This window comes from Kitasatospora sp. HPM-01-4 (genome assembly GCF_051374625.1).
In the GTDB taxonomy this organism is placed as follows: domain Bacteria; phylum Actinomycetota; class Actinomycetes; order Streptomycetales; family Streptomycetaceae; genus Kitasatospora.
Window position 1 is genome coordinate 8,652,380 of sequence record NZ_JBPQGP010000005.1, and the last position, 26,950, is coordinate 8,679,329.

The following is a 26,950-nucleotide window of genomic DNA, read 5'->3' on the forward strand; positions in this document are numbered from 1 at the left end:
GGCCGACGGTGTACCCCGGTGGCCGGACCGTCAGGGGAACGAGGGCATCACTCGGGCGGGGCCCGGACGGTCCGGCTGACCGCGCGGCAGCTGGCCGGGCAGCGGGTCGTCTACTCCTACCCGGGTCTCACCCCGCCGGACAGCCTGCTGCGGGACATCGAGGAGGGCCGCGCGGCCGGGGTCGTCTTCTTCGAGGAGAACATCTCCGACCTCCGGCAGATCAGGGCCGTCACCGAACGGCTGCGGCAGGCCCACCGGCGCAGCCCCGTGCGGGCGCCGCTGCTGCTGATGACCGACCAGGAGGGCGGGGCGGTACGCCGGCTGCCCGGCCCGCCGGAGCTGTCCGCCCGGCAGGTGGGGGAGTCCGCGGACGCACCGGCCGTGGCCACCCGGGCCGGCACCGAGGCCGGCCACAACCTGCGTGCCGCCGGACTCAACGTCAACCTCGCCCCGGTACTGGACGTCTACGGCACCCCCGACGACTTCATCGACCACAGGGGGCGCTCCTACGCCCAGGACCCCACAACCGTCGCCGCCCTGGGGCGGGCCTTCCTCACCGCCCAGCAGCACACGGGCGTCGCCGCCACCGCCAAGCACTTCCCCGGCCTCGGCACCGCCAAGGCGGGGGAGGACACCGACCTGGTACCGGTCACCCTCCCCGTCCCGCTGGCCGGACTGCGCGCAGTGGACGAGTCCCCCTACCCGGCGGCCATCGCCGCCGGTGTGGACCTCGTCATGCTCTCCTGGGCGACGTACCCGGCGCTGGACGCCGGCCGTCCCGCCGGACTGTCACCCGTGATGGTCCAGCGCGAGCTGCGGGGCAGGCTCGGCTACCGGGGCGTGACCATCACGGACGCCCTGGAAGCCGGCGCCCTGGGCCCCGTCGGCCCCACCGCCCGGCGGGCCGTCGCGGCCGCCGACGCCGGCATGGACCTCGTGCTGTGCTCCGCCCGCGACAGTGACCAGGGACGCCAGGCGACCGACGCGCTGGCCCTGGCCTACAGCGACGGAACGCTCGACCCGGAGGCGTTCGTGGCTGCCGTCGACCGGATCACCGCGCTGCGCACCCGCCTCGCCTGATCCCGCGCGGGTGGCCGGGCCAACCGAGGTGGCCGGGGCGCGACTCGGATCCCTCGAACGCGCCGCGAGGGCGCGGGGATCGTCCGACGGTTCCCGCCGCGCGAACTGTCGGGCGAGCCCTACCGCGGGCGGCCCGGCGGGATCTCCAGTTCGAACCAGACGACCTTGCCCTCGGCGGTGCTGCGGCTTCCCCAGCGGTGGGCGAGCTCATTGACCAGGTGCATACCGCGCCCGCCCTCGTCGGAGTCCTGTGCCCGGCGGATCCTCGGCGCATGGCCGTCGACGTCGGACACCTCCACCGTCAGCACCGCGTTGCGGAACACCCGCAGCTCGGTCGGTGCTCCGGCGTGCACCAGCGCATTGGTGATCAGCTCACTGGTCAGCAGCTCCGCCAGGTCGCTCAGCCCGCCGAGGTCCCAGGAGTCCAGTGTGCGGCGGATGAACCGCCGGGCGTGGCCCACCATCGACGGGTCGCCCGCCAGCGGCAGCATCGCCAGCCGGTCCGCGTCGACCGCCCGGGCCTGGGCCATGATCACGGCGATGTCGTCACCCTGGACGGCGTCCGAGGTCAGCGCGGTGAGCACGGCGTCGCAGGTCTGCTCCAGGGTGTGCCCCCGGTCGGCCACCGTACGGCGCAGCAGCTCCATGCCCTCCTCCAGGTCCTGGTCCCGGCGCTCCACCAGGCCGTCGGTGTAGAGCACCAGGATGCCGTTCTCGGGCAGGGTGAAGTGCACGGACCTGAACGGCACCCCGCCGACCCCGAGCGGTGCGCCCGACGGCAGGTCCAGCAGCCGGGCCGAGCCCGGCGAGTCGGCCACCACGGGCGGCAGGTGCCCGGCACCGGCCGCGATGCAGCTGCGGTCGAGCGGGTCGAAGACCACGCAGACACAGGTCGCGAACTGCCCTTCGCCGACCGCCGCCGCGGCCTCGTCCAGCCGCCGCAGCACCCGGGCGGGATCGAGGTCGATGGTGATCAACGTCCGTGCCACCGTGCGGAGTTGGCCCATGGTGGCGGCGGCCCTGATGCCGTGTCCCATCACATCGCCGACGATCAGCGCCACCCGCCCGCCGGACAGCGGCACCACGTCGAACCAGTCGCCGCCCACCTCGCTGATCACACTGCTCGGCAGATAGCGGTAGGCGATGTCCAGCCCGAGCGAGTGGTGCACCTCCTGCGGCAGCAGACTGCGCTGCAGCGTCAGTGCGGTGTCCCGCTCACGCCGGTACAGCCGGGCGTTGTCGATGCAGACCGCCGCCCGGGCCGCCAACTCCTCCGCCAGCGCCACATCCGCGGCGGTGAACGGCTCCGGATTGACCGTCCGGACGAACTCCGCGCCGCCCAGCACCACCCCGCGGGCCAGCAACGGCACCATCAGGTACGAGTGCACGCCCGCCGCCAGACTCGGCACCACCCGCTCCGGTGTCGCGACGATCCGGCGCAGCGCCGCCTCGTCCACCTCGGCCACCAGGATCGAGCGCCCGGTCCGCAGGCTCTGGGCGTAGAGCTCGGCGGACTGCGAGAGGCCGCCGACCCGGTCCGAGGTGTCGGCCATGGCGCCCCGCTCGGTCAGCGCGCCCCTCTCGTCGACCCCGCCGACGGCGACCGCGCGCATCAGCACCGGACCGTCCAGCGGCAGCACCGCGTGCTCATCGCCCTCCAGCGCCGACTCCAGCAGGTCGACCGTGGTGAAGTCGGCGAACCGCGGCACCACCACCTCGACCAGCTCGTGGGCCGTGCGGTGGACGTCCAGCGTCGTCCCGATCCGGGTGCTGGCCTCGTTCAGCAGGGCCAGGCGCTGCTGCGCGGCGTGCGTCTCGTCCAGCGCCTGCTGGCGCAGCCTGGCCGCCTCCCGCTCCCGGTTGTAGAGGCGGGCGTTGTCGATGGACACCGCCGCCCGGGCGGTCAGCTCCCCGGCCAGCGCCAGGTCCTCCTCGGTGAACGGCGCCCGCCGGTGGTGGCGGTAGAAGGCGGTCACACCGACCGGCGACCCCCGGGCGATCAGCGGCACCACCATGCACGAGCGGACCTCCTCCGCGGCGGCGACCGCCAGCCGGCGCGGGTCGTCGGCGAACCAGGTGAGCGCGGCCCCCTCGAGCTCCGGTATCAGCACCGGGCGGCGGTGCGCCAGCGCCCATGCGTACGGTGTGGACGGCGGGAACCGGTGGACCTCGCCGACCCGCGCGACCGGCTGCAACCGGGAACCCGGAGTGGCGTGGTAGGCCATCCGGCGCAGCAGCGCCGAACGGTCGGCCGGACTCGGCGCCTTCGGCTCCTCGCCGCGCACCAGCTCTTCCAGTACCTCCACCACCACCGAGTCGGCCAGATCGGGGGTCGCCACCTCGGCCAACTCCCTTGCCGTCTGGGTCAGATCGAGTGTGGTGCCGATCTGCGCCGAGGCCCGGTTCACCAGCGCGAGCCGTGCCTGGGCCGCCTTGGCGGTGCGCAGCGCCTCCGCCCTGGCCAGCGCCGTCTCGTGCTGCCGCTGGTAGAGCCGGGCGTTGTCGATCGCCACCGCCGCCCGGGCGGCGAGCTCGTCGCCGAGTCTCGCGTCCTCGTCGTCCAGCGGGGCGTGCGAGCCGCGGCGCGAGTACACCACCATGCCCAGCACCGTGCCCCGGGCCACCAGCGGAGTGATCCGGACCGCCTGCGAGTACTTGCCCCGGTAGGCCTGCCGCTCGTCGGGCGGCATGCCCGTGGTGAGCAGCGGCAGCTCCCAGGAGGGCACCACCACGGTCCGGCCGCCGGCCATCGCGCGCGCGTACGGCGACTCCGGCGGGATCCGGTACACCGCCTCGGGGGGCAGATAGCGGATCGGGTACGACGGGTCGGTGCTGCCCACCGCCAGCCGGCGCACCCGCTGCACGCCCCCCTCGTCCCTCCCGGGCGCCCCGTCATCGCTCTTCTCCGGCCCCGACACCAGCCGTTCCAGCGCGAACACCCCGGCGACATCGGCCACCCTGGGCACCATCGCGTCGATCAACTCCCGTGCGGTGCGCCGCAGATCGAGCGTGGTGCCGATCGACTCGCCCGCCTCCACCAGCGCCGCTAGCCGCTCCTGCGCCCGGGCGGCCCGCGACTCGGCACGGTAGCGCGCGGTCACGTCGACCACGGTGGAGCTGACCCCGAGCACCTCGCCGTCCGGCCGCTCCAGCCGGAAGTAGGACGCCGACCAGGCGTGGTCGTGCTCCGGATCGGCCGGGGTGCGGCCGTGCGAGCGGGCGTCGACCACCGGGCCGCCGCCCGCGAGCACCTGCCGCATCACCGCCTCGATCTCCTCGCCGTTGATCCCCGGCAGCACCTCGCTCAGCCGGCGGCCCAGATGCTCCGCCACCGACAGGCCGTTCACCCGCGCCAGTGCCTCGTTGAGCCGGACGAAGCGCAGCTGCGGGTCGTAGACGGCCATGCCCACAGGCGACTGGTTGAAGAAGCCGTCCAGTACCGCGAGGTCGGCCTGCAACTGCTGCAGCACGGTCACGTCCGAGGCCACCGCCAGCACCAGCGGCTGGCCCCCGGGACCCGAGATCGGATGGGTGCGGAACTCCAGGTTGACCTGGTGGCCATCGCGGTGCCGCACCGGGAACACCCCGGACCAGGACCGGCCGTGCAGGATGCTGTCGAACAGTTCCAGCACCTCGGGCCGCCGCTCGTCGCCGACCAGCAGGTCGGCGGCGTACCGGCCGATGGCCTCCTCGGCGGTGTAGCCGAGCAGCGCCACCGCGTCCGGGCTCCAGTGCAGGATCCGGCCGTCGGCCGCGACCAGCGCGGTGGCGATCGGGACCGTCAGGAGGCCGTCGTGCTCCTGCTCCCCGCCCGTGGAGCCGTGGCGGGGCGCCGTACCAGGTCCCTGTTCGTCGGTGTGCATGGTCAGGCAACCGCCCGGGGGTCAGTCATCAGCCCTGTCATCGTCCCATGGGGCAGTCCTGTCGCTCCACGCGAGATCCCGTGCAAAGGGCCGACCGGGCAACGCCCCAAGGGGGCGCTGGGCCTGGCCCGGTGCACCGCGTACCGTCGCCCGGGGGCGGCTGCCGCGTCGGCTCAGATGCCCGCGGCGGCCACCGCCGCCGCGCCGACCAGGCCGGCGTCCGTGCCCAGCCGGGCGCGGTGGACGGCGACGCCGCTGGCGAACGGGAGGGCCGCGTACGTCCGGAGGTGGGCCCGGAGCGGGTCGAACAGCAGGCCGTCGACCTGCGCGACCCCGCCGCCGATCACCACCGCGTCGAGCTCGACCAGCGTCGCCGTGGCCGCGATCGCGGCGGCCAGCGCCCGCCCCGCCCGCTCGTACGCGGCCAGCGCGACCGGGTCCCCGGCGCGGGCGGCGGCGGCCACGGCGACCGCCGAGGCGTCCTGTGAGACCGGGCGCCAGCCGGAGCGCAGCGCGTACCGGGCGATGGCGGTACCACTGGCCAGCTGCTCCACACAGCCCCGGCTGCCGCAGGGGCAGGGATCACCGTCGAGATCGACGGTGATGTGACCGATGTGGCCCGCGTTGCCGGTGGGGCCGGTATGGATCCGACCGTTCAGGATCAGACCGCCGCCGACACCGGTGGACACCACCATGCACAGTGCGTTGTCGTACGATCGCGCGGCGCCGAAGCGGTGCTCGGCGGCCGCGATGGCGATGCCGTCCCCGGCCAGTACCACCGGCAGGCCCTTGACGGCGGGGTGGGCCGAGAGCCGGTCCACGATCGGGAAGCCACGCCACCCCGGGATGTTGACCGGGCTGACGGTTCCCCGGCCGATGTCCACCGGACCGGCGCTGCCCACGCCCAGGGCCCGTACCCCGGACCAGCCGGGGGCGGCGGCCAGCTCGTCCAGGGCGTCCAGTACCGCGCCGAGCACGGTCTGAGCGTCGGAGGCGGCCGGGGTGGGCCGTTGAGTACGTGTCAACAGGGTGCCGTCGCCGCTTACCAGCGCCGCAGCGATCTTGGTACCGCCGATGTCGATGGCCGCGATCGGGGCTGCGCCGGTGTCCACGTTTCTCTCCTCCCGGGGGGCGCGGGCCGAATTCCGCGCTGTCCAGATTCTGGCATCCCGCCGTCCGGGGGAACGGCGACGGGTGCGCCGCCCGGCCTGCGCCGCTTTCGGAGCGCTCACGCGGTCGGGCCGGTCCCGGTGTCCAGGTGTGCGGATGGTTCCGGTGAGGCGTGCCATGGTGGTGGGACGGGTAGGCGGAGGACATGGGACCGTCCTTCCGCAGGATTCGCCGGATCGGCCGTGGTGGCGCCGGGCCGTCGGACCCGCCCGCGGGCACCGGCCGTCCCGACACCGGCCGTCCCGACACCGGCCGTCCCGACACCGGCCGTCCCGACACCGGTTGTCCCGACACCGGTTGTCCCGACACCGGCCGTCCCGGCGGCGGAGTGCCCGGCGCGGGACCGGAGGCGACGGAGGGCTGGGCGCCGAAGAGGGACACCGGAGCGGCTCCCGGCGAGGCTCCCGGCGAGGCCGGAACGGGCCGGGGCGCCGGGCCGGCCGAAGGGCCCGGGGCGCCCGCACGAGCGCGCGGGGCGGAGGTTCCCGACGAGGCCGCCGTGGCAGCGGAGGAGCTGTCCGCGCTGGCCGAGGCGATGGAGCGGCGGCTGCCGGGGGAGACCCTCGAGGCGCGGGCGCGGTGGTACCGCCGCCGGGGCGGTGAGCGGGCCACCGCACTGGTCCGCGCGGTGGGCCGGCTGCTCGGGCGCGGGGGCCTGGCGGCGGCCAGGGGCGCCGGTGACGGCAGCCGGGTGCTGGCCGACCGGTTGATGCAGGCCGCGCCGCGCATCCCGGTGCGGGACCTCGCGACGCTGCGGGCCCACCATCCGGACGCCGTCGGTCCCGAGGACCTGGCCGACCGGCTGGTCGCCGGGGCGTGCCGGGCGTCGGCCGCCGTGGGTGCGAGCGTCGGTGCGGTGGCCATGCTGCCGGTGCCGCCCGCGATGGCGGTGGAGATCGCCTCCGAGACGCTGGCGGTCGCGGCGGTGGAGGTCAAGCTGATCGCCGAGCTGCACCAGGTGTACGGCCAGCCCGTGGTCGGCAGCGCCGCGCAGCGCGGCACCGCCTATGTCGCCGCCTGGGCGAACCGCCGGGGTATCGACCCCGGCGCCCTGGTCGGCCCGGCCGGGCTCGCGGCGGTGGCGATCGGTGCGGAGGTGCGGCAGAAGCTGCGCAGGCGGCTGGCCCGCACCACGCTGCGCAGGCTGCCGACGCTGACACCGCTGCTGATCGGCGCGGGGTTCGGCGCCGCGGTGAACCGGCGCGACACCCGCAGGCTGGCCGACCAGATCAGGTCCGACCTGCGCCGCCGGGGGCCGGTCGACCCCGACTACTGGTCGGCCGCTCCCGCCGTCGTTCCGCCCCGCCCGTCGGACGGCCCGGACGCGCCGACCCGCTGAGCGCCTCCGGAGCATGCCTCCCCGCTGAGCGGCCCCGGAGCGCACCGCCTTCTCTCCTCTGGTACGCCCCGGCCGAGTTTTCGGCCCCTCCACGGTCAGGAGCCGTCCCGTGGCCGCGGGACTGGAATCCCGGTGGGCGGAGGTGACGGGGCGAGCCGGCCGGTCCAGGGCATGGGCGGCCTGCCGCAAGCACTATTGACGCAGCGTCTAATAGTCTCTAGCTTCGGAACGGAGGGGACCGCCAGGCCGGCCGCCCCTCGGTGAGCCGAGGAGGAGCTGCCCATGAGCGTGATCCAGCGAAGCCGTACCGGCGCCGACAGGCAGGTGCGGGACCGTCAGCGCACGGCCGAGCGCTTGCTCGCCTCCTCCGCCAAGCTCTCCTTCGACCCGCTCAAGGACGTCGACTGGTCCGCCGCCCCGCTGCCCGGCCGCTACTACTGCCCGCCCAGGCACCTCTCCCTCTACGGCACCGAGCTCTGGGAGCGGCTGACGGAGGAGCAGCGGATCGAGCTCAGCAAGCACGAGGTGGCCAGCATCGCCGGCGTGGGCATCTGGTTCGAGGAGATCCTCATGCAGATGCTGCTGCGGCACGCCTTCGACCGCGACCCGACCACCGCGCACGTGCAGTACGCGCTGACCGAGATCGCCGACGAGTGCCGGCACTCGGTGATGTTCGCCAGAATGATCTCCTGGATGGGCGTGCCCGCCTACGGGCCCGGCCGGCTCTCCCACGAGCTCGGACGCATCTTCAAGGCCACCTCGACACACAGCCAGACCTTCGGCGGCACCATGTACGTCGAGGAGATCCTGGACGCCTTCCAGCGCGAGCTGATGAACGACGAGTCGCTGCAGCCGCTGACCCGTCAGGTCTCCCGGATCCATGTGATCGAGGAGTCGCGGCACATCAGCTACGCCCGCGAGGAGCTCCAGCGGGTGCACCTGGGCCCGGTCCGGCGCCGCTGGGAGCAGCTGTTCATCGGGCTGATCGTCCTGCGGACGACCAAGAGCCTGATCAATCCCCGGGTCTACGCCGCGGTCGGCATCGATCCGCGGGTGGGACGCGAGGCCGCCCGTACCAACCCGCACTGGCGCGCCGTCAAGACCGAGCTGGCGTCCAAGGTGATCGGCGTCCTGGACCAGGCCGGTCTGGTCGGACGGACCAACCGCTGGCTGCTGCGCCGCGCGGGAGTGCTCGCGGCCGCAGCCTGAACGTCCCTGCCACCAGGGATTGTTGGAGATGCGGGCGGAAGGTTCAGCCGCAGTTGGAGGTAGATGACGGTGACCCGCGCCCGGTAGTCCGGCAGGAACGCGGCAGCCGTCTCCCAACTCGCCAGGAGAAGGGAAACGTTCGGGAAACCGCCGCTGAGCTTCGCGGAGGCGGTGCCGGGTGGCCGTGTGTCCGCCGATGGTCGGCTGAGGTGGAATCAGGACCGGGAGCGGCTCCACTCGGTAGTGTGCCTGCCGCGATGCGATCGGCGGGAAGAGGGAACGAGACGACCCTGACCCGCCCGGTCGCGTCAACGGCCGGGCGGGGCAGGGATGGTGTGGAAGGCGGAGGTCAGCCGCGGGCCTCGCGGGCGAGGGCGGCGACGCGTTCCAGGGTCGGCTCGCCCAGGATCCGGGCCAGCTCTCCCATGAAGGCGTCCTCCTGCGCCGGGGTCAGCACCTCGCGGCAGACCGCCGCGAGCATGGCGAGCAGGGACACCGAATCCCCGCCGAGGTGGTGGAAGTCGGCCTGGGCGTCCAGCCGGGAGCGCTCCACCCCGAGGGTGCGCGCCCAGATGCCGGCCACCGCCTCCTCGACCGGATCCAGCGGAGCCGACGGCTCCGTCCCGCGCTCCGCGGGGGTGTGCGGGCCTTCGCCGAACGGGTCGGGCAGCGCCTTGGCGTCCACCTTCCCGCTCACCGTGTACGGCAGTTCCGGCACCACCACGGTGGCGGCCGGGACCATGTAGGAGGGCAGCAACGCGGTCAGGTGATCGGTCAACTCCCCTTCAGTCACTGCGGAGTTGGCCAGGACGTAGCCGTACAGGGCCTTGCCCGACCGCCCGGGACCGCTCCGGGCGACCACCACGGCCCGGTCCACGGCGGGGTGCTCCTCCAGCGCCCGGGCCACCTCCGCCGGTTCCACCCGGTGGCCGCGCACCTTGACCTGGTCGTCGATGCGCCCCACGCACTCGATCTCGCCCGAGGGCAGCACCCGGGCCAGGTCGCCGGTGCGGTAGACGCGGGTGCCGTCGGCGAGGTGGACGAAGCGCTCCCGGTTGAGCTCGGGACGGCCGAGGTAGCCGCGGGCGAGCTGCGCACCGCCCAGGTACATCTCGCCGGTCTCGCCGGGGGCGACGAACCGGCGCTCCGCGTCGAGCAGATACACCGTGGTGTTGTCCGCCGGGCGCCCGATCGGCACCACGGCGCTCCCGCGGGCCAGTTCGGGGTCGAAGGTGTACGCGGTGCACCCGATGGTGGCCTCGGTCGGGCCGTACTCGTTGACGATCCGGCAGGTGGGGCCGAACATCTCCTGGGCCCGGGCGGCGACCTCCACCCGCAGCTGCTCGCCTATCACGATCACCGTGCGGTAGCCGGTGGGCGACAGGTCGAGGTTTCCGATCAGGTCGAGGTGGGACGGGGTCAGATTGAGCGTGTTGGCACCCGACTCCTCCAGCAGCCGGCGCAGCGAGAGGTGGTTGGGGTCGTCCCGCATCAGGATCACCCGGCCGCCGGCCAGCAGCGGCAGGAAGACCGAGGTGCCCGAGACGTCGAAGGAGGGCGAGGTCAGCAGCGGCAGCCGGGTGTCCTCGTCGACGCCGAACGCACGGGTCGCCCAGTGCACGTAGTTGACCAGGTTCCGGTGCTCGATCTGCACGCCCTTGGGCCGCCCGGTCGAGCCGGAGGTGTAGATGACGTAGGCCAGGTCCTCGGGGCGGACGGTGACGTCCTGCGGGTCCGCCGAGGCGGGGCCGTCCGCCGTGATGTCGTCCAGGACCAGCGCCTTGGTACCCGAGCGGACGCACTCGCGCTCGTCGTAGGGCCGCTCGACCAGGCAGTAGGTGCACCCCGCGTCGGACAGCAGGTCGGTGATGCGGGCGTCCGGGTGCCGGGTGTCCAGCGGCAGATAGCAGGCCCCGGCGCGGAGCACGCCCCACAGCCCGGCCATCGCGGCCACCGTACGGCCGGCGAGCAGCCCGACCACGTCACCGGGGCCGATCCCGTGCTCGCGCAGCTCGGCGGCGACCGCGTCCGCGCGGCGGCTCAGTTCCGCGTAGCTGACCTCGCCTTCGGGGCCGCTGAGCGCGATCCGGTGCGGAGTGCGCTCGACCTGCTCACGGAAGAGCTCCACCACCGAGCGCTCACAGGGCAGTTGGCGCTCGGTGCGGTTGCCCTCCCACTGCCGGTGCGCCCGGGGGGAGAGCGCCTCCTCGAGGGTGTCCAGGACGTCCTCGGCCCGCGCCGCCATGCCCGGGCCGTCGTGCCAGGCCACGGTGATCTCGGTGCGGCCCGGGCTCTCCACCAGGTCGACCTCCAGCGGGCTGGCGGGGCTGGTGGCGCCCAGGGAGTAGACCGTGTCCGCCCGGAAGTCCCCGGCGGAGTAGTCGGCGAGATCGACGCTCCCCATGTGGGAGAGGTAGGCCAGGCTGTTGTACCGGTCCCGCCTGGTCGCGAGCCGGTCGAGCCCGGCGTTGGTGGCACGCAGCAGAGGCAGCGGCATACGCAGGATCGAGCCGGAGAACGGCGGGGCCAGCTCGGCGTTCTCGGTCAGCAGGTTGAGCATCCGCTGCTGCACGTCCTGCCAGCCGTCGCCGGCGGCGACGTCCAGCCGCAGCGCCCGGGCCAGCGAGGCCGTGGAACGCAGCTCTGACCGGTACCGGCGCAGGTCCACCGGGACGAAGAACCGCCCGCGCCCCGAGCCGTACGTCTGGGCCAGGACCGCGGCCACCTTGGCGGTTGCCGCCGGGTGACGTCCGTCGACGGTCCGACGGCGCCAGAGCAGGCCGGACGAGCCGGGCGAGCGGCGCCCCAGCACGGACGGCCACTCCAGCTTCGGCGCCGGCAGGGCCGGGGGCAGGCCGCCGGGCCGGTCGATCGCCCGGATCAGTTCCTCGTCGTTGAGCCGGGAGGTCGCGCCCAGCGGATCCTCGCCGCGCAGCACGCGGAACACGTCAGCCATCCACTGCAGCAGTCCGCGCCCGTCGGTGACGCCGTGGAAGGCCCGGAACGCCACGGTGGACGGCGTTCCGGGGACGAGCAGCACCTCGCAGGCCGCGCCGGTTCCGTCCAGCGACTGCTGGAGGAAGGGCGAGTCGAAACGGCGGCGGTCGAACGAGTCGGGAGGGAGCACGGTCAGGGCCGGAGCCGTTCCGCCGTCGACCCAGCGCCGGCCCCGGCGGACCAGTCGCATACCCGGCGAGGCCTCGGCGGCTGCGGCCACCGCCGCCGCGAGCTCCTCGGCCGGCAGATGCCCGTCGCCCTCCACCAGGTGGACCACGCAGTGCCCCGGCCGGATTCCCAGGAACACCCACTCCATGGGCGACACGGCCCGGCCGTATGACATGGATCCGCCGGAGAGGACAGACCTATCCCCGTGTTGGATTCTCAAAATTGATCACAGTCTTTTCTAAGATCAGGTCAAATTTCACTGAACTGGCCCGTATGGTCGGCGAAAGGCCCTACCTGGCGACTTCGGCACCTGCGGTGCGCTGGGGCTTCGACGGGCTTCTCCGCGCGCGGCTGTACGGACGCTATGACCTGGATCTGCGTTTGGGAACCCCCTATTCATCTCGACGGAACCCCAGTTCCTCGAATGACACCCCATCAAGAAGACGTCAATATCGCTGAAATGGGAGAAAGCTGATGAATAGTCAGGCAATTGGAGTCGGCTCGGACGGGGCGTCCGCCGACGGGATGTCCGCCTCGGTGGCGGGGGCTGCGACCGGGAGGTGACGCATCAGCCGGCCGGCCAGCAGTGCCGCCCCGATCATGACGACCAGGCCCACCGCCGCCGCCAGGTGCATGCCGTCCGCGAACGCCGTCCTGGCGGCGGTGAGCAGTTCGCTCCCCGTCCGCCCGGGCAGGTGCGCCGCCACGGTGACCGCACCGCCGAGTGTGTCGTGCGCCGCCCTCGCCGCCTCGCCCGAAAGTCCGTTAGGCAGCGAGCCGTTCAGTCGGGAGCGGTAGACCGCCGCACCGGCCGCGCCGAGGACGGCGATGCCCAGCGAGCTGCCCAGCTCGGTGGCGGTCTCCGAGGTGGCGGCGGCGGCGCCGGCCCGCTCGGCGGGTGCGGCCGAGAGCGCCAGGTCGGCGGTGAGCGTGGTGGTCCCGACGGTGCCCGCGCAGAGCACACCGGCCGCCGTGAGCACCAGGGCAAGGGGGGAGCCCGGCTGGACCCGGGTCATCAGGGCGAAGCCGGCCGCGCCGATCAGGAACCCGCCGACCATCAGGTGAGCCGGGCGGACCCGGCCGGAGAGTGCGGAGGAGATGCCGACCGCGGCGCCCACCCCGATGCTCGGCACCAGCGCCCAGAGCGAGGCGGCCAGCGGGCTCAGGCCCTTGACCAGCTGCAGGTACTGCGAGGTGAAGAGGGTGAAGCCCAGCATGGCGAACATGGCCACGGTGTTGACCGTGATGGCGCCGCTGAAGGCCCTGATCCGGAAGAGGCCCGGGTCGATGAGCGGGTGTGCCGTGGTGCGCTGCCGGCGGACGAAGAGGGCGCCCGCCACCAGGCCGGCGGCGAGTGCGAGAGCGGCGACCGGGCTCCAGCCCTCGACCGCCAGCGTCTTGATGCCGTAGACGGCCGGCAGCAGCGCGGCCATCGAGAGTCCGGCGCCGAGCAGGTCGAAGCCGCCGCGCTGCGGGGTGCGGTACTCGGGGAGCAGGAACGGGCCGACGATCAGCAGCAGTGCCATCACCGGGAGGGAGAGCAGGAAGGCCGACCCCCACCAGAAGTGCTCCAGCATCAGCCCGCCGGCCACCGGCCCGAGGGTGGCGCCGCCGGTGGTCGCCGCGGTCCAGGCGGCGATGGCGGTCTGCCGCTGCCTGGGGTCCTGGAACATGTTGCGGATCAGCGCGAGGGTGGAGGGCATCAGGGTGGCGCCGGTGATGCCGAGCAGGGCGCGGGCCGCGATCAGCTGGGCGGCCCCGCCGGAGTACGCGGCGAGCAGGGAGGCCGCGGCGAAGCCGGCCGCGCCGCAGAGCAGCAGTCGGCGGCGGCCGATCCGGTCGCCGAGCGCCCCCATGGGTATCAGCAGTCCGGCCAGCATGAACGAGTAGCTGTCCATGATCCATAACTGCTGGGTGCCGCTGGGCCGCAGATCGGCGCTGATGAAGGGCACGGCGAAGAAGAGCACTCCCAGATCCATCGAGAGGACCAGGGACGGGAGCAGGAGAACGACGAGTCCCGTCCAAGTGCGGCGACTGGCACGGACGTTGGTGACGGTGGTCATGGCAGGGGATCGTACGATCGTTTGAGACAGATGTACAGGACCGATGTTTAAGACGCTTGTCCAGGGCGGTGTGGTCCGGCTGAGGGGTGCCGACCCGAACCGGCGCTCTGGCAGGACGGGCGATCGAGGCGTGCAGCTCGGCGGCGGTCGTCGTCGGCGTTCATCTGCGGCGTTCATCGGCGGCAGGGCGAGCGAGCCGTGGGTGAAGACCGGGGCAGGCTCGGGGTGTTCCAGGCGGCGCCCGCAGGAGTCGGCCCGGGCGCCGAGTGGGACGGCGATCGGCAGGCCGACGGGATTGTCGTCAACTGTCATGTACGAGACGTGAGTTGTCGAGTGTGGAGAAGGCGGACGAAGGCGTGCCGCTCGCTCTCGTCCGGGCGGAGGGGGTGAAGATCTCCTCGAACTGGTCTACCGTCAGCACCAGTTCGCCGGGTGCCGACCATCCCGTGGTCGCTGGCTGACGGGAGCGGCCGAGTGGGGTGCGGATCGCTGCGGCCGCCTCCTCGAGGGGGCTGATCAGCCGTCAACTCCAATGCCAACTCACCGAGTGCTGACTCCAGTACCCACAGCAGCGCGGCCGGTGGCCGGGCGGTCGGCGTGCCGACCACGGCGGGCGAGTAGCCGCAGTCAGAGTGGGCGGTGGGCGGCGCCCGGTCGGGCGGGGCGCCGTCGCGCCTCTGCTCCATCGGCGAAGAGGTCTCCGGTGGTGGCCCGTCGCACAGGGCGCCGTCTCGCACTGCCGGCAGCAGACCCGCCATCAGCAGCGAGGACCTGCCGGCACCGGAGGGCGCCACGAGCGCGACCGGGCCGCGTCCGAGCCGTCTGGCCAGCCGGTCCAGCAGGGCGGCGGTGACCGCCTCCCGCCCGAAGGACCGGCGGGCCTCGCGCGCGCCGAACACCGCCACCCCGGGGTACGGGCACTCGGGCCGGAAGGCTCAGACCACGTCCCGCAGCCCCCTCGCCGGGCTCCCGTACGGGTGCCGGTCACCCGAGAGGGGGTGGGCTCGTTGGGAGACCGGCCCGTTCGAGCGGCGACCCGAGGGGAATCCATCAAGCACAAGGACGCAGCCCGACCGCTTCCGCAGGTCCTGATGGGTCGTCAGAGCGGCAGCAGATCGGGGCGCTTGGCCTCGATGTGGTCGCCCGAGGACTCGCCGCGCAGCCGTCGGCCGACCCAGGGGAGCAGGAACTCGCGGGCCCACTGGATGTTCTCCCGGCGGACGTCGGCCGGGGACGGCGTCGGCTGGTAGGGCCACGGGGCCTCGGGGTCGCCCGCCTCGAAGCCGAGGGCGCGGGCGGCGAGCAGGGCGACCCGCTGGTGCCCCTCGGGGGAGAGGTGCAGGCGGTCCTCGCTCCAGGCGCGGCGGTCGTGCACCGAGCGCAGCGACCAGAGGTCGGCGACCTTGCACCCGTTGCGGTCGGCGATCGCCCTCAGGTGTGCGTTGTAGGTGGCGATCTTGCCGCGGAGCATCCCGAGAACCGGGATGCCACGGGTGTCGAAGCCGGTGCAGATCAGCAGCGTGCCCACGTGCTCGCGCAGTTCCAGCACCGCGGCCTCGAAGCGTTCCGCGACGTCGTCCGGGTCGCTGCCCGGGCGGAGGATGTCGTTCCCGCCCGCGCACAGGGTCGCCAGGTCCGGCTCGATCCGCCGGACCTGCGGAACCTGCTCGGCGACGATCTGGTCGAGCAGCCGTCCACGGACGGCGAGGTTGGCGTAGCGGAAGTCCTCGTCGGGGCGGCGTGCGGCCAGCATCCCGGCGAGGCGGTCCGCCCAGCCGGCGAACTGGCCGTCGGGGCCTGGGTCGTTGAGGCCCTCGGTGAAACTGTCCCCGAGAGCTGCGTAGGAGCTGAGGTCAAGGGTCTCCTGGTAGTCAGCCATGACCGCAATAGTTCACTGTGTGAAGTGACCTACGCCACCGTAGGTGGCCCCCTACCCGGCGTGATCTCGACCACGCCCCTGCTGACCTGCGCAAACGCGTCCGGCGCGGTCGGGCTCTCCTGACATAGTCGGTGCCGCCGCCGGGTGCCGCCGCACCCCGGGCCACGGTGTCCTCGACGGGGATCCGGCGGCGGTGGCCGGCCGGCCGTGCTGATGCGGTGATCCGCTCGACGACGGGTTGGGAGGGCACGGCGCCCCTCGTACGGCTCGCCGCTGCTCGTCGGTGAAGGCGACCGGTGCGGTGGGGCGGGTGGGGCGGTCCGAGTGGAGCCGGTTCGACCGGTCCGGCGGCGAACGCCGGCGACGGCCCCCGCGGCCGGCCCCGTGGTCGACCTTCCGTGCTGCGAGAGCGCCGGAAAAGTGCCGAAATTCCACTGATGAACGGATTTTGATGGTACGTCAGACGGCCTGGCCGGACGGCGGTCCGGCCAGGCCGTCAGCGTCACCTCGCGGAGGTGATCAGTGCCTGTCCTGTTCGTGGATGTCGTTGGTCGCCTCGATCTGCTTCCAGGAACGCGGCTCCTTGACGGAGCCCTTGGCCGCCGCCGCGAACTTGGCGGTACCGGTCGTCGAGGCGGACGGCTTGGCGGCGGTGTACAGCCAGGTCTGGAACAGGTCGCCCAGCTTCTTGCCGGAGATGCGTTCCGCCAGCGCCTGGAAGTCCGCCACGGTCGCGTTGCCGTAGCGGTGCTCGGTCGGCCAGGCCCGCAGGATCTGGAAGAACTTGTCGTCGCCCACCGTGTTCCGCAGTGCCTGGATGGCGGCCGCGCCCCGCTCGTACACGGGGGTGTCGAACTGGTGGGCGGGGCCCGGGTCACCGGGCTTGACGGTCCAGAACGGGTCGTCCGCCGGGTGGGAGGCGTAGAGGTAGTCGGCGAGCTCCTGGGTGGTGCCCTCGCCCTCGTGCTCGGACCAGAGCCACTGGGCGTAGCGGGCGAAGCCCTCGTTCAGCCAGATGTCGCTCCAGCGCTCCAGCGAGACACTGTCGCCGTACCACTGGTGGGCCAGCTCGTGGACGACCACGGAGGGGTTGGCGCCGTTCGCGAACTGGGCCGGGCTGTAGAAGACCCGGGTCTGGGTCTCCAGGGCGAAGTGGGTCTTGGTGTTGGGGACATAGCCGCCGAGCGCACTGAACGGGTACGGGCCGAAGATGCCGCTCAGCCAGTCCGCGAGCTCGCCGGTGCGCTCCACGCTGGCCCGGGCGGAGCCGTCGTTGTCGCCGAGGTCCTTGCTGTAGGCGTTGATGATGGGCAGCCCGCCGGAGCTGGTGCTGGTGGTGACGTCGAACCTGCCGATCGCGAGCGTGGCCAGGTAGGTCGCCTGCGGCTTGTTCTCGCGCCAGTTGTAGCGGGTCCAGCCCAACTCGGAGGAGGACGAGGTGAGTACACCGTTGCTGATCGCCTGGGTGCCGTCGGGAACCAGGACGGAGACGTCGAAGGTGGCCTTGTCGGAGGGGTGGTCGTTGCTCGGGAACCACCACCAGGCCGACTCCGGCTCCCCGGCCGCCACCCCGCCGTCCGGGGTGCGCAGCCAGGCGGTGAAGCCGTACCGGGCGACCTTGGACGGCACGCCCGAGTAGCGCACCACCACGGTCACGCCCGAACCCTTGGCGAGCGGCGCGGCCGGCGTGATCTCCAGCTCCTGCTCGCCGGTGGCGGCGAACTTCGCCGGACGGCCGTTGACCACCACCTCGCTGACGTTCAGGGCGAAGTCCAGGTTGAACCGGGAGAGGTCCTGGGTGGCGGTGGCGAGCAGGGTCGCGGTGCCCTGCAGTTCGTCCGTCGAGGGCTGGTACTTCAGTCGCAGGTCGTAGTGGGACACGCGGTAGCCGCCGTTGCCGTACGTCGGGTAGTACGGGTCGCCGATGCCCGGAGAGCCAGGGGTCGGGGTCGCGGCCGATGCCGGGTTCGCCAGGAGCAGCAGCGCGGCGCTCACGGCAGGGATGATCATCCTCTTGCGCACGGGGTCCTCCGGTGCGTTGGGTGGACGGGATCCTGACGGTAAGTCGGATCCATCTCCCGGTGCGGCAGGGTTCACTCGTGCCGTTATGAAATGTTCATGCGGAGTAACGGGCGGTCACACCGGTTCGCCCGGAGACCATCCGGCGTACCGCCCCGGCCCGGAGGGGCCCGGGGGCGTGTGGGCCGCCCCCGGGCGTACGGCCCGTGGTCGGCCGGGCGTCGGATCCACCGGCCGACCGGGCTGATGGACTGTCAGTCGACCACGCCGTCGAGGTAGACCCAGGCGCCGTCCACCCGGACGAAGCGGCTGAGCTCCTCCATCACGCCCTCCTGCCGCCCCTCCGCGTAGTGCGCGCGGAACCGGACCGCCCCCTCGCTGTGGAACGGACCGCCGTCGGAGGCCGACAGGATCTCCAGCCGCACCCAGCGCAGCCGTGCGTCCAGATCCAGCCGTTCGGGCCGGGTGTCCGGGTGCCAGCTGCGCAGCAGGTACGCCTCATCCCGGACGGCGAACGCGCTGAACCGCGAGCGCATCAGCGCCTCCGCCGTGACGGCCGCCGCCTCACCCCGGTGCAGCCGGCCGCAGCACTCCCCGTACGAGGAGGGCAGCCCGCAGGGGCAGGGCGAGGTGGAGACCACGGCGGCGGGGGCCGCCGTGGACTTGGCGATGGACCTGGCCGCGGGCTTCTGGCTACGTCGGGACATGACCCCCATTCTGCCTGGTCATGGCAGCCCGCCGGGACGGCGGTCAGGCCGTGCGCTCGCCCTCCGGTGCGGAGGCCCAGGTCCAGGAAGTCAGCCGGGGGTGGTCCGGGAGCGCGGCCCGGCCGGTCGACCAGAGCAGGGTGCGCCAGCGGTCCGGGTCTGCCGGGGCACCCGGGAACAGGCGCCCCAGCGCCCGGTCGCACAGGTCGGCGGGCGGCTCCCAGGCGAGACCGAGACCGTCGGCTATGTCGTGCACATGGACCAGCGTCTCGACCACCCCCATCGCCGCGAAGCCCTCCGGGTCGGCGATCCCCCTGCTGTGGTAGGCCCGCAGCTCGGGCGAACTGGTCGCCACCATCGCCGCCAGCAGTGCCCCGCTGGCCTCCAGCACCTGGAGCAGCCCCGCGCGGCCGGCCGTACGGTCGGCGAAGATCGCGTTCCGTGGGCCGCCCGGGTGCTCCGCCGCGGACCGGAACGGCACGTAGTCGTCCAGCGGGGGAGTGGCAGGGCCGAGCTGCGCCGCGTAGGAGAACAGGTCGTCGGCGAGGTGCTCGGCGGTCTCCCAGCAGTCCCAGTCCAGTGGGCCGGCCTTGACGGACCAGGCCTCCGCCGCCTCCGGACCGCCGCTCAGGGCGGCCAGCGCGAGGCTGACGGCGAGCCGGACGTCGGAGGCGGTGACGGGCTGCCGGGTGTGGTGATCGAGTTGCGTCATGCGGCCGACCGTACCAAGGGCCTGTGACACTCCGTCATCTGATGTCCGCGAGGCGATCCCGGTTTCACCAAGGGGGCCCGGAGCCCCTGTGGGGCGGGTGAGGTGCCCAGGTCGCGGCCGGTGGCTCGGGTGGCGAGATCATGAGCTGGAGAGCAGCCGTCCCCGCCGGCTTCCCGCCGGGTGTGCTCCGCTCGCGCCGTCCGGCGTCCGGGTGGAGAGTGCGGGTGACCGGAGGGCACTCTCAGGGAATGTTCAGAGTTCAACATTTGTTGGATCCGGTAGCACGGATCCGGTGGCGTGGAACCGGCGGCACCGGTCCGAGAGCGCCAGGCCGGGCAGCACAGACCCGGCAGTACAGAACAGACCCGGGACCGGCTTCCGAAGGAGAGTCCGATGCCCGCAATCACCGTTTCCGACATCCTCGCCCTGCCCCGCATCCCCCGTCCCGACCGCACCGTCCTCGCCGAGCGGCCGGTGGTGTCGGTGACCACCGCACCCAGCGGGCTGGAGGGAGAGGGCTTCCCGGTCAGGCGCGCCTTCGCCGGTGTGGGCCTGCGGGAGCTGGACCCGTTCGTCCACATGGACCAGATGGGAGAGGTCGAGTACGCGCCGGGTGAGGCCAAGGGCACTCCCTGGCACCCCCACCGCGGCTTCGAGACCGTCACGTACATGATCGACGGCATCTTCGAGCACGCCGACTCCAACGGCGGCGGCGGTGTCATCACCAACGGCGACACCCAGTGGATGACCGCCGGGAGCGGCATCCTGCACATCGAGGCGCCGCCGGAGCACCTGGTGGTCTCCGGCGGGCTGTTCCACGGCATCCAGCTGTGGGTGAACCTGCCGAGCGCCAACAAGTGGAACCCGCCCCGCTACCAGGGCATCGAAGGCCGCGAGGCCGTGCTGCTGGCCTCGGAGGACGGCGGCGCGCTGGTCCGGGTCATCGCCGGGGAGGTGGCCGGACACACCGGTCCCGGGACCACCTTCACGCCGATAACGATGATCCACGCCACCGTCGGTGCGGGCGCGGAGCTGACCCTGCCCTGGCGGCCGGACTTCAACGCCCTCGTCTACGTGCTGGCGGGCCGGGGCACCGCCGGCGCCGAGGCGCGCCCCGTCCACACCGGCCGGCTGGCCGTCTTCGGGCCGGGCGATCTGCTCACCGTGGCCGCCGCCCGCCAGCAGGACAGTCACACGCCCGAGCTGGAGGTGCTGATCCTGGGAGGCCGGCCGATCGGGGAGCCGGTCGCCCACTACGGCCCGTTCGTGATGAACACCGAGGCGGAACTGCGCCAGGCGGTCGAGGACTACCGGGCCGGACGGCTCGGCGTGATCCCGGCCGTCGACCTGCCGCACGGCACCGCCGGCGGCACGGCGGACGGTCCGGCCGGCGACTGAGCCGGTGCGGGGTCACCGGTGGATGAGCGCCGCGGTGCCGGCCGGTGGGGCGTCGGCGGGGTCGGTGCCCCACCGGCCGGGGGAGGCGGAGAGCCGGTGGTCAAGCAGCGCACCGTGGGCGAGGGCCGAGTGGGTCAGCCAAGTGCGGTGCCAGGGGCGGCCGTTGAGCTCCAGGTCGGCCGGGTAGCGGGTGTCCTGGTCGGCTCCCGGCGCCCGGATCACCACCAGGCCGCCCTGGCGCTCACCGTACGGCCCGACGGTCAGGACGGCGAGCGGGAACCTCGGGGTGGTGAGCAGGTAGGTCCCGGTACCGGCGGCGCCGGGGTAGAGGCCGAGGGCGGTCAGCACGTACCAGGCGGACATGGTGCCCAGGTCGTCGTTGCCGGTGATGCCGTCAGGGGCGTCGGTGAACAGGGTCTCGGCGGCGCGGGCGACGGTCGCGGTGTGGTCGGGCCGGCCGGTCCACAGGTAGAGGTACGGGGAGAGCAGGTCGGGTTCGTTGTCGGGGTTGTAGGTGGTCCGGCCGAAGTAGTCGGTGGCGCCGTGGACCCAGGCGGTGCGGGCCGCGCCGGCGGGGTCGGCGAGCAGCCGGTCGTAGGCGAAGAAGGAGTCGAGCCGGGCGGTGGCGGCCTGCTTCCCGCCCAGCAGGCCGATCAGTCCGGCCGGATCCTGCGGAACCGACCACAGGTACTGCCAGCCGCCGCCTTCGTGGAAGGCGGTCCGGCCGCCGTCGCCGTGCTCGAAACCGGACACCGGGTCGAAGGGGGCCACCCAGCTGCCGTCGGGGTTCCGCGGTCCGAAGAAGCCGGTACCGGGGTTCCACAGGGTGCGGTAGTTGCGGCCCCGGGCGGTGAGCAGCGCCGCGTCCTCGTGATGACCGAGGGCCTCGGCCATCAGGGCGAGGGCGGCGTCGGCCGCCGCGTACTCCAGGGTCGCGGAGACCGGGTGCTGGCAGTCGTCGTCCTGGCCGTGTTTGCCGGGGCAGTCGCCGAGATAGGGCAGGTAGCCGAGCGCGGCGTAACGGAGGTTGCCGCTGCGTCCGCTGAACTGGGAGTCTGCGGGCGGCACTTGGGTGACGTACTGCCACAGCGCCCGGTACGCCTCCTGCTCGTGCCCGGCGAGCAGGCCCTTGGACCAGCCGTCGACCAGGAAGGGGGTGACCGGGTCGCCGGTCATCACCCCGGTCTCGCTGTTCTCCAGCCACCACCGAGGCAGCCAGCCGCCCTCGCGGTGGACCGCCAGCAGCGACAGGTCGATGTCGCGGGCTACCTCGGGGACGAGGAGTTCGAGCAACTGGTTCTGGGTGCGCGAGGTGTCCCAGAGCGAGAAGTTGGCGTACGGCGTCCAGTCGGTCGCGGTGTGGATCTTCCCGTCGGCGCCCGGGTAGCGCCGGTCGACGTCGCCGATCAGGTCGGGGTGCAGCAGCGCGTGGTAGAGCGCGGTCTGGAACGCCGTCCGGTGCGCCCGGTCCGAACCGGCGATCCGCACCGAGCCCAGCCGCCGGTCCCACTCGGCGGTCAGTGCCCGGCGGGTGCGGTCGAAGTCGTGGCCGGTGGTCTCCGCCGCCAGGTTCCGGCGCGCGCCCTCGACCCCGGTGTAGGAGAGCCCGACCTTGACCACGACCCGGCGGTCCGCCTCGGTTCCATCGGCTCCGAAGGTGAGCCAGCCGCCGCTGCCGTGGCCGCCGCGCCCGGCGGAGTCCCGGGATCCGGGGGTGAGGGTGCCGCCGCGCCAGGTGCCGAAGGAGGTGAAGGGACGGCTGAAGGAGGCGGTGAAGTAGAGCGTGTGGCGGTCGCTCCTGCTGCCGCAGAACCGGCCGTCCGTCACCCGGCCCTCGATGGTCCGGTCACCGGTCACATGGAACTCCGAGCTGTCCACTGGCATGCCGGCGCGGCCGGTGTTGACCAGCACGTTGGCCTGGCGGCCCGCCGGGAAGGTGTACCGCTGCCAGCCGGTGCGCGCGGTGGCGGTCAGCTCGGCCACCACCCCGCTGTCCAGGCCGACCCGGTAGTAGCCGGCCGAGGCGCGCTCGTCGCGGTGGCTGAAGTGCGCGGCGTACGCGGCCGGGTCGGAGGTGGTGACCGGGCCGGTGGTGGCCAGGATCGGCACCTCGCCGTTGACGCCGCAGCCGGCGCCGGAGAGATGCGTCTGGCTGAAGCCCAGGATGGCGCCGTGCTCGTAGGAGTAGCCGGAGCCGGAGCCGTCGGGGCCGAGGGTGTCGGGGCTCGGCTGGGCCATCCCGAAGGGGGCCGCCGGGCCGGGGAAGGTCCCCCCTCCGCCCAGGCTGCCGATCAGCGGGTCGACCAGCGCCGAGGGCCGCTCGGCCGGTACCGGCGCCGCCGAGGCGGGGACCGCCTGGGCCGGGGCGGCCAGCAGCAGCGCGACGGAGAGCAGGGTCCGTCGGATCCGGTGCATCGGGTGGCTTCGCAGCGGCATCTCTCTCCCCGGGGCGGTCGGCCTGGTGTGACCGTTCGATCCTGCCCTCGGTGGCGGGGAGACACGAGCCTTACACGCGCGTTGCGGTGACGGTCGGTCAGTTCGGGTCACGGTCGGCCTCGCCGGCCCGGCCCCGCTCGCCTCGCACCGGGCCGGTGCGGAGCGCATCCTGGAAGGCGGAACCACCTGCCGGCCCACCGGGGCGGGCACCCGGCTCGGATGGGTACGCACGGTGGGTCACTGGGGAGTCACCAACCGTCTTGATCTTGCGTGAGGAGGCGACTACCATACGTATGGTTGCTCCGGGCAACTAATTTGACGGAATAGGCCCAGGAGGGGTTCCGTTCTATCTGACGGAACGTCAGATCCGGATGTCAGCAAGGTCAGCAAGGCCGGCGCGGGGGACCCGTGGGCCGGCGCCTGGAGGGGAATGACATGTCCAGCACTTCGCAGATATTCCAGAGCTACGTCGAGCGGAACCTCGACGCGCTGGGGGAACGGCCCGGGCTGGAGGTGGCCGTCCACGAGGGGCGGCGCATCACCGCGGGCGAGTTCCGCGATCTCGTCTACCGGATGGCCCGGGTGCTCCGGGAGCGCGGGGTGGGTCGCGGTCAGACGGTGACCCTGCTGAGCGGGAACCTGCCGGAGGCGATTGCCGCGCGGTACGCGGCCAACCTGCTCGGCAGCCGGATCAACCATCTGTACAACAAGCTTTCGGTGGACGTACAGGCCGCCATCGTCCGGGACGTCGAGACCCGTGCGCTGATCGTCGACCCGCGGCTCGCCGAGCGGGCCGCCGAGCTGGTGGGCCAGGCCGAGGTCGAGCACGTCCTGTTCCTCGGGTCCGTGAAGGACTCCGTGAAGGACTCCTTGGAGGACGGAGAGGACCTGCTGGAGCTGGCGGTCGGGCAGTCCGCCGAGCCGTTCGGCGGTCTCGCCCAGCCCGAGGACGTCTGCTCGATCCGCCACACCGGCGGCACCACCGGTCACCCCAAGGGGATCTGCGCCACCTTCGAGCAGGTCAGCGGCATGCGTGAGCAGCTCAGCGAGGTGCAGGAGGAGGTGCACCGCCAGCTGGTCTGCACCACGATCGCCCACGGGGCCGGCTACCTGGTCGACCTCACCCTGTCCGCCGGCGGTTCCGTGGTGCTGCAGGAGGACTTCGAGCCCGCCGAGGTGCTGGCCACGATCGAGCGCGAGCGGATCACCCGGCTCTGGCTGCTGCCGCCGCTGCTGTACCAGATGCTCGACCACCCCGACATCGAGCACCGTGACACCTCCAGCCTGACCAGCCTGATCTACGGCGGCTGCCAGGCCTCCCCGGTCCGGCTGGCCGACGCGGTCCGGCGGCTCGGCCCGGTGCTGTTCCAGTTCTACGGCCAGAACGAGGCCGGTGGGGTCAGTGTGCTGACCGCCGAGCAGCACGACCCCGAGCGGCTGGACCGGCTGCGCACCGCGGGCAAGGTGCTGCCCGGCGTCGAGGTGGCGATCCGCGACGAGGCGGGCAACGACCTGCCGGTCGGTGAACTCGGCGAGATCTGCGTCCGCTCCCGCAGCGTGATGCAGGGCTACTGGAAGCAGCCGGAGCTGACCGCCGAGGTGCTGCGCGGCGGCTGGCTGCACACCGGCGACCTCGGTCGGCTGGACGAGGACGGGTTCCTCACGGTCGTCGACCGGCTGAAGGACATGATCATCGTGGTGGGCGGCCACGTCTACACCACCGAGCTGGAAGACCTGCTCAACTCCCACCCCAATGTTCAGCAGAGTGCCGTCTTCGGCGTTCCCGACGCCGACCGGATGGAGCAGGTGCACGCCGTCGTCGTACCCGCCCCCGGCGGTGAGGTGGACGAGCGGCAGCTGCGCGACCTGGTGCTGCGCGAGCGTGGCGCGATGTACGAGCCCGCCCGGATCACCTTCGTCTCCGAGCTGCCGCTGACCGATGTCGGCAAGCCGGACAAGAAGGCGCTGCGGAAGGCAGCCGAGGCCGCGGCGGCGTGATGTGCCCCCGGCACTCCCCGCGGCACTTCCGGCTGCGGGGAGCGCCGGGATTCCATGCAATGCCATGTACATGGCGGATGGCGGGGGGTAGCCTCATCCTCGGTCAACCGGCTTGCAACGGAGGATGGTCAATGGACCGGGAGAACCCCCCGCGCACGATCCACGGCAGGGACACGTTCGTCATCGATCCGGAGGACGACGAGCAGGAGTGCTCCAGGCCGTGCTGCCGGCCCGCCGATCCGCCACCGCACCGGGGGAACTGGCTGCGCCGTCCGTAGCGCGTCCGGTCCGGTCGGTGCCGGTGGCCTGTCGCCGTGACCGGATCGGTCCGCCCTCGGACCTGATGCGGCCTGTCGGCCGACCGCCGGGACCGGCCAGACTCGGGGACATGAACCGAGCACTGATCGTTGTCGATGTCCAGGAGTCCTTCCGCGCCCGTGAGCTCTGGGAGACCGTCTCCGACCCGAAGATCGCCGACCAGGTGAACCGCCTGGTCCGGCTCGCCCGCCAGGCAGGCGACCTGGTGGTGTGGGTCCTGCACATCGAACCCGGTACCGGCACCACCTTCGACCCCGAGCTCGGCCATGTGCGACTGATGGCCGAACTGGAGCGCAGGGACGGGGAGCCGCTGATCCACAAGACCTCGCACAACGCCTTCACCACCACCAACCTGCAGCAACTCCTCACCGAGCACGGCGTCCGCGAGCTCACCCTGTGCGGACTGCGCACCGAGCAGTGCGTGGAGACCACCACCCGCGTCGGCAGCGACCTCGGCTACCGGGTCACCTTCGTCACCGACGCCACCGCCACCCACCCCATCCCGCACCGCGACGCCCCGGCCGACCTGAGCGCCGCGGAACTGCTCGCGGACCCCCGGACCCTGGGCACCGAGGAGATCATCAGGCGGACCGAGTACGCCCTGGCCGGCCGCTTCGCCACCATCGCCACCGTCGACGAGCTGGAAGCCGCCGCGGTGAATCAGGCATGATGACCGGATCGTGAACCGGATCGTCTTTCTGCTGGTGCCCGGAGTACACCTGCTGGACCTGGCCGGCCCCGCGCAGGTCTTCTCCACCGCCGGTGACTTCGGGCACCCGTACGCCTTCAGCTACGTCGCCGAGCGGCCCCAGGTCCTCAGCGCCCAGGGGCTGCCGCTGGCCGCGCGGTCACAGTGGCCCGAGCTCGGGCCCGAGGACCTGATCGTGGTGCCCGGCTGGCGGGTGCACCCGAGTGCCGAGAGGCCGGCCATCGGCGAGCGCGCGCTCCAGGCGCTGCGGGACCACCATGCCGGGGGCGGCACCGTCGCCAGCATCTGCGCCGGAGCCGACGCCCTCGGCCGGGCGGGGCTGCTCGACGGCCGCCGCTGCACCACCCACCACGACGTCCAGGACGAGCTGGCCCGGCGCCACCCCCGTGCGGTGGTGGTCCGCGACGTGCTCTTCACCGTCGACGACCGGGTGGTCACCTCGGCCGGGATCGCCAGTGGCATCGATCTGGCGCTGCACCTGGTCGCGGCCCGGCACGGCCCCGCCGTCGCCGCCCAGGTGGCCAGGGACATGGTCGTCTACGCCCGGCGCAACGGTCACGAACCGCAGGCCAGCGCCATGCTCAGGCACCGCTCCCACCTCGACGACACGGTGCACCGCGCCCAGGACCTCATCGACGCCCGCTTCGCCGAGCCGCTGCCGCTGCCCGCCCTGGCCGCGGCCGTCGGGGTGAGCGAACGCACCCTCACCCGGCTCTTCGGCCGCGCCACCGGCGGGCTCACCCCGCTGCGCTACCAGCAGGCGCTCCGCCTGGAGCGCGCCGAACACCTCATCGGCCACGGTGCGACGGTCGACTCGGCCGCCCGCTCGGTCGGGTTCGAGGACGCCCGGATGCTGCGCCGGCTGCGTGCCCGGGCGGCCTGATC

Annotated in this window: 17 protein-coding genes and 1 pseudogene; 8 read left to right on the forward strand and 10 right to left on the reverse strand. The window is 72.9% G+C overall.

Annotated features, from left to right (window positions below):
* Nucleotides 1-18 precede the first annotated feature (18 nt).
* Nucleotides 19-1,080 (forward strand): glycoside hydrolase family 3 N-terminal domain-containing protein, encoded by a 1,062-nt coding sequence (locus ACSMTC_RS37340; protein WP_436564194.1) that lies wholly within the window; start codon nucleotides 19-21, stop codon nucleotides 1,078-1,080.
* A gap of 119 nt (nucleotides 1,081-1,199) precedes the next feature.
* On the opposite strand, the gene ACSMTC_RS37345 is transcribed toward ACSMTC_RS37340, so the two are convergent.
* Together ACSMTC_RS37345 and ACSMTC_RS37350 are read right to left on the reverse strand one after the other, a co-directional pair.
* Nucleotides 1,200-4,943, reverse strand: coding sequence for a SpoIIE family protein phosphatase (locus ACSMTC_RS37345; protein WP_436564195.1), 3,744 nt, complete (start codon nucleotides 4,941-4,943; stop codon nucleotides 1,200-1,202).
* Nucleotides 4,944-5,116: 173 nt separating this feature from the next.
* Nucleotides 5,117-6,055 (reverse strand): ROK family protein, encoded by a 939-nt coding sequence (locus ACSMTC_RS37350; RefSeq protein WP_436564196.1) that lies wholly within the window; start codon nucleotides 6,053-6,055, stop codon nucleotides 5,117-5,119.
* Nucleotides 6,056-6,612: 557 nt separating this feature from the next.
* On the opposite strand from ACSMTC_RS37350, the gene ACSMTC_RS37355 reads away from it, so the two are divergent.
* The gene (locus ACSMTC_RS37355; protein WP_436564197.1) at nucleotides 6,613-7,452 is read left to right on the forward strand and encodes a hypothetical protein; all 840 of its coding nucleotides are present in this window, start codon (nucleotides 6,613-6,615) and stop codon (nucleotides 7,450-7,452) included.
* A 282-nt stretch (nucleotides 7,453-7,734) separates the two neighbouring features.
* Entirely contained in the window at nucleotides 7,735-8,661 is a 927-nt protein-coding gene (locus ACSMTC_RS37360; RefSeq protein ID WP_436564198.1) for an AurF N-oxygenase family protein, read from the forward strand.
* A gap of 349 nt (nucleotides 8,662-9,010) precedes the next feature.
* Here ACSMTC_RS37360 and ACSMTC_RS37365 read toward each other — a convergent pair whose 3' ends face one another.
* The 7 genes and pseudogenes from ACSMTC_RS37365 to ACSMTC_RS37395 all read right to left on the reverse strand — a co-directional run.
* Nucleotides 9,011-11,974 carry a non-ribosomal peptide synthetase gene (locus tag ACSMTC_RS37365; protein WP_436564199.1) on the reverse strand — a complete coding sequence of 988 codons (2,964 nt, stop codon included), beginning with the start codon at nucleotides 11,972-11,974 and terminating at the stop codon, nucleotides 9,011-9,013.
* A gap of 334 nt (nucleotides 11,975-12,308) precedes the next feature.
* On the reverse strand, nucleotides 12,309-13,889 hold the full coding sequence (locus tag ACSMTC_RS37370) for an MFS transporter (RefSeq protein ID WP_436564200.1): 1,581 nt from the start codon (nucleotides 13,887-13,889) through the stop codon (nucleotides 12,309-12,311).
* 308 nt (nucleotides 13,890-14,197) lie between these two features.
* On the reverse strand, nucleotides 14,198-14,794 hold the full coding sequence (locus tag ACSMTC_RS37375) for an nSTAND1 domain-containing NTPase (protein ID WP_436564201.1): 597 nt from the start codon (nucleotides 14,792-14,794) through the stop codon (nucleotides 14,198-14,200).
* Nucleotides 14,795-14,988: 194 nt separating this feature from the next.
* Nucleotides 14,989-15,768, reverse strand: coding sequence for an SGNH/GDSL hydrolase family protein (locus tag ACSMTC_RS37380; protein ID WP_436564202.1), 780 nt, complete (start codon nucleotides 15,766-15,768; stop codon nucleotides 14,989-14,991).
* A gap of 519 nt (nucleotides 15,769-16,287) precedes the next feature.
* Entirely contained in the window at nucleotides 16,288-17,778 is a 1,491-nt protein-coding gene (locus ACSMTC_RS37385) for a M1 family metallopeptidase (RefSeq protein ID WP_436564910.1), read from the reverse strand.
* 263 nt (nucleotides 17,779-18,041) lie between these two features.
* On the reverse strand, nucleotides 18,042-18,494 hold the full coding sequence (locus ACSMTC_RS37390; protein WP_436564203.1) for a YchJ family protein: 453 nt from the start codon (nucleotides 18,492-18,494) through the stop codon (nucleotides 18,042-18,044).
* 43 nt (nucleotides 18,495-18,537) lie between these two features.
* A pseudogene (locus tag ACSMTC_RS37395) lies at nucleotides 18,538-19,185 on the reverse strand (VOC family protein); the annotation flags it as partial.
* A gap of 414 nt (nucleotides 19,186-19,599) precedes the next feature.
* On the opposite strand from ACSMTC_RS37395, the gene ACSMTC_RS37400 reads away from it, so the two are divergent.
* On the forward strand, nucleotides 19,600-20,604 hold the full coding sequence (locus ACSMTC_RS37400) for a pirin family protein (RefSeq protein ID WP_436564204.1): 1,005 nt from the start codon (nucleotides 19,600-19,602) through the stop codon (nucleotides 20,602-20,604).
* A gap of 12 nt (nucleotides 20,605-20,616) precedes the next feature.
* Here the strand turns inward: ACSMTC_RS37400 and ACSMTC_RS37405 are convergent, their stop codons facing one another.
* On the reverse strand, nucleotides 20,617-23,040 hold the full coding sequence (locus tag ACSMTC_RS37405; RefSeq protein WP_436564205.1) for a GH92 family glycosyl hydrolase: 2,424 nt from the start codon (nucleotides 23,038-23,040) through the stop codon (nucleotides 20,617-20,619).
* A gap of 435 nt (nucleotides 23,041-23,475) precedes the next feature.
* Between ACSMTC_RS37405 and ACSMTC_RS37410 the strand changes: the two genes are divergently transcribed.
* The 4 genes from ACSMTC_RS37410 to ACSMTC_RS37425 all read left to right on the forward strand — a co-directional run bounded on the left by ACSMTC_RS37410 (nucleotide 23,476) and on the right by ACSMTC_RS37425 (nucleotide 26,948).
* Nucleotides 23,476-25,038 (forward strand): AMP-binding protein, encoded by a 1,563-nt coding sequence (locus tag ACSMTC_RS37410; protein ID WP_436564206.1) that lies wholly within the window; start codon nucleotides 23,476-23,478, stop codon nucleotides 25,036-25,038.
* Between the two features lie 131 nt (nucleotides 25,039-25,169).
* A complete protein-coding gene (locus tag ACSMTC_RS37415; RefSeq protein ID WP_436564207.1) occupies nucleotides 25,170-25,316 on the forward strand; it encodes a hypothetical protein in 147 nt (48 codons plus the stop codon).
* A 110-nt stretch (nucleotides 25,317-25,426) separates the two neighbouring features.
* The gene (locus ACSMTC_RS37420; protein ID WP_436564208.1) at nucleotides 25,427-26,026 is read left to right on the forward strand and encodes an isochorismatase family protein; all 600 of its coding nucleotides are present in this window, start codon (nucleotides 25,427-25,429) and stop codon (nucleotides 26,024-26,026) included.
* A gap of 10 nt (nucleotides 26,027-26,036) precedes the next feature.
* Nucleotides 26,037-26,948 (forward strand): GlxA family transcriptional regulator, encoded by a 912-nt coding sequence (locus tag ACSMTC_RS37425; RefSeq protein WP_436564209.1) that lies wholly within the window; start codon nucleotides 26,037-26,039, stop codon nucleotides 26,946-26,948.
* The last annotated feature ends 2 nt before the right edge of the window (nucleotides 26,949-26,950 follow it).

What these genes read in the sequence shown, in the direction of transcription:
- ACSMTC_RS37345 (WP_436564195.1), bottom strand. Translation starts at nt 4,943, where the DNA reads ATGCACACCGACGAACAGGGACCTGGTACGGCGCCCCGCCACGGCTCC.
- ACSMTC_RS37360 (WP_436564198.1), top strand. Translation starts at nt 7,735, where the DNA reads ATGAGCGTGATCCAGCGAAGCCGTACCGGCGCCGACAGGCAGGTGCGG.
- ACSMTC_RS37365 (WP_436564199.1), bottom strand. Translation starts at nt 11,974, where the DNA reads ATGGAGTGGGTGTTCCTGGGAATCCGGCCGGGGCACTGCGTGGTCCAC.
- ACSMTC_RS37370 (WP_436564200.1), bottom strand. Translation starts at nt 13,889, where the DNA reads ATGACCACCGTCACCAACGTCCGTGCCAGTCGCCGCACTTGGACGGGA.
- ACSMTC_RS37380 (WP_436564202.1), bottom strand. Translation starts at nt 15,768, where the DNA reads ATGGCTGACTACCAGGAGACCCTTGACCTCAGCTCCTACGCAGCTCTC.
- ACSMTC_RS37385 (WP_436564910.1), bottom strand. Translation starts at nt 17,778, where the DNA reads ATGATCATCCCTGCCGTGAGCGCCGCGCTGCTGCTCCTGGCGAACCCG.
- ACSMTC_RS37390 (WP_436564203.1), bottom strand. Translation starts at nt 18,494, where the DNA reads ATGTCCCGACGTAGCCAGAAGCCCGCGGCCAGGTCCATCGCCAAGTCC.
- ACSMTC_RS37400 (WP_436564204.1), top strand. Translation starts at nt 19,600, where the DNA reads ATGCCCGCAATCACCGTTTCCGACATCCTCGCCCTGCCCCGCATCCCC.
- ACSMTC_RS37405 (WP_436564205.1), bottom strand. Translation starts at nt 23,040, where the DNA reads ATGCCGCTGCGAAGCCACCCGATGCACCGGATCCGACGGACCCTGCTC.
- ACSMTC_RS37410 (WP_436564206.1), top strand. Translation starts at nt 23,476, where the DNA reads ATGTCCAGCACTTCGCAGATATTCCAGAGCTACGTCGAGCGGAACCTC.
- ACSMTC_RS37415 (WP_436564207.1), top strand. Translation starts at nt 25,170, where the DNA reads ATGGACCGGGAGAACCCCCCGCGCACGATCCACGGCAGGGACACGTTC.
- ACSMTC_RS37420 (WP_436564208.1), top strand. Translation starts at nt 25,427, where the DNA reads ATGAACCGAGCACTGATCGTTGTCGATGTCCAGGAGTCCTTCCGCGCC.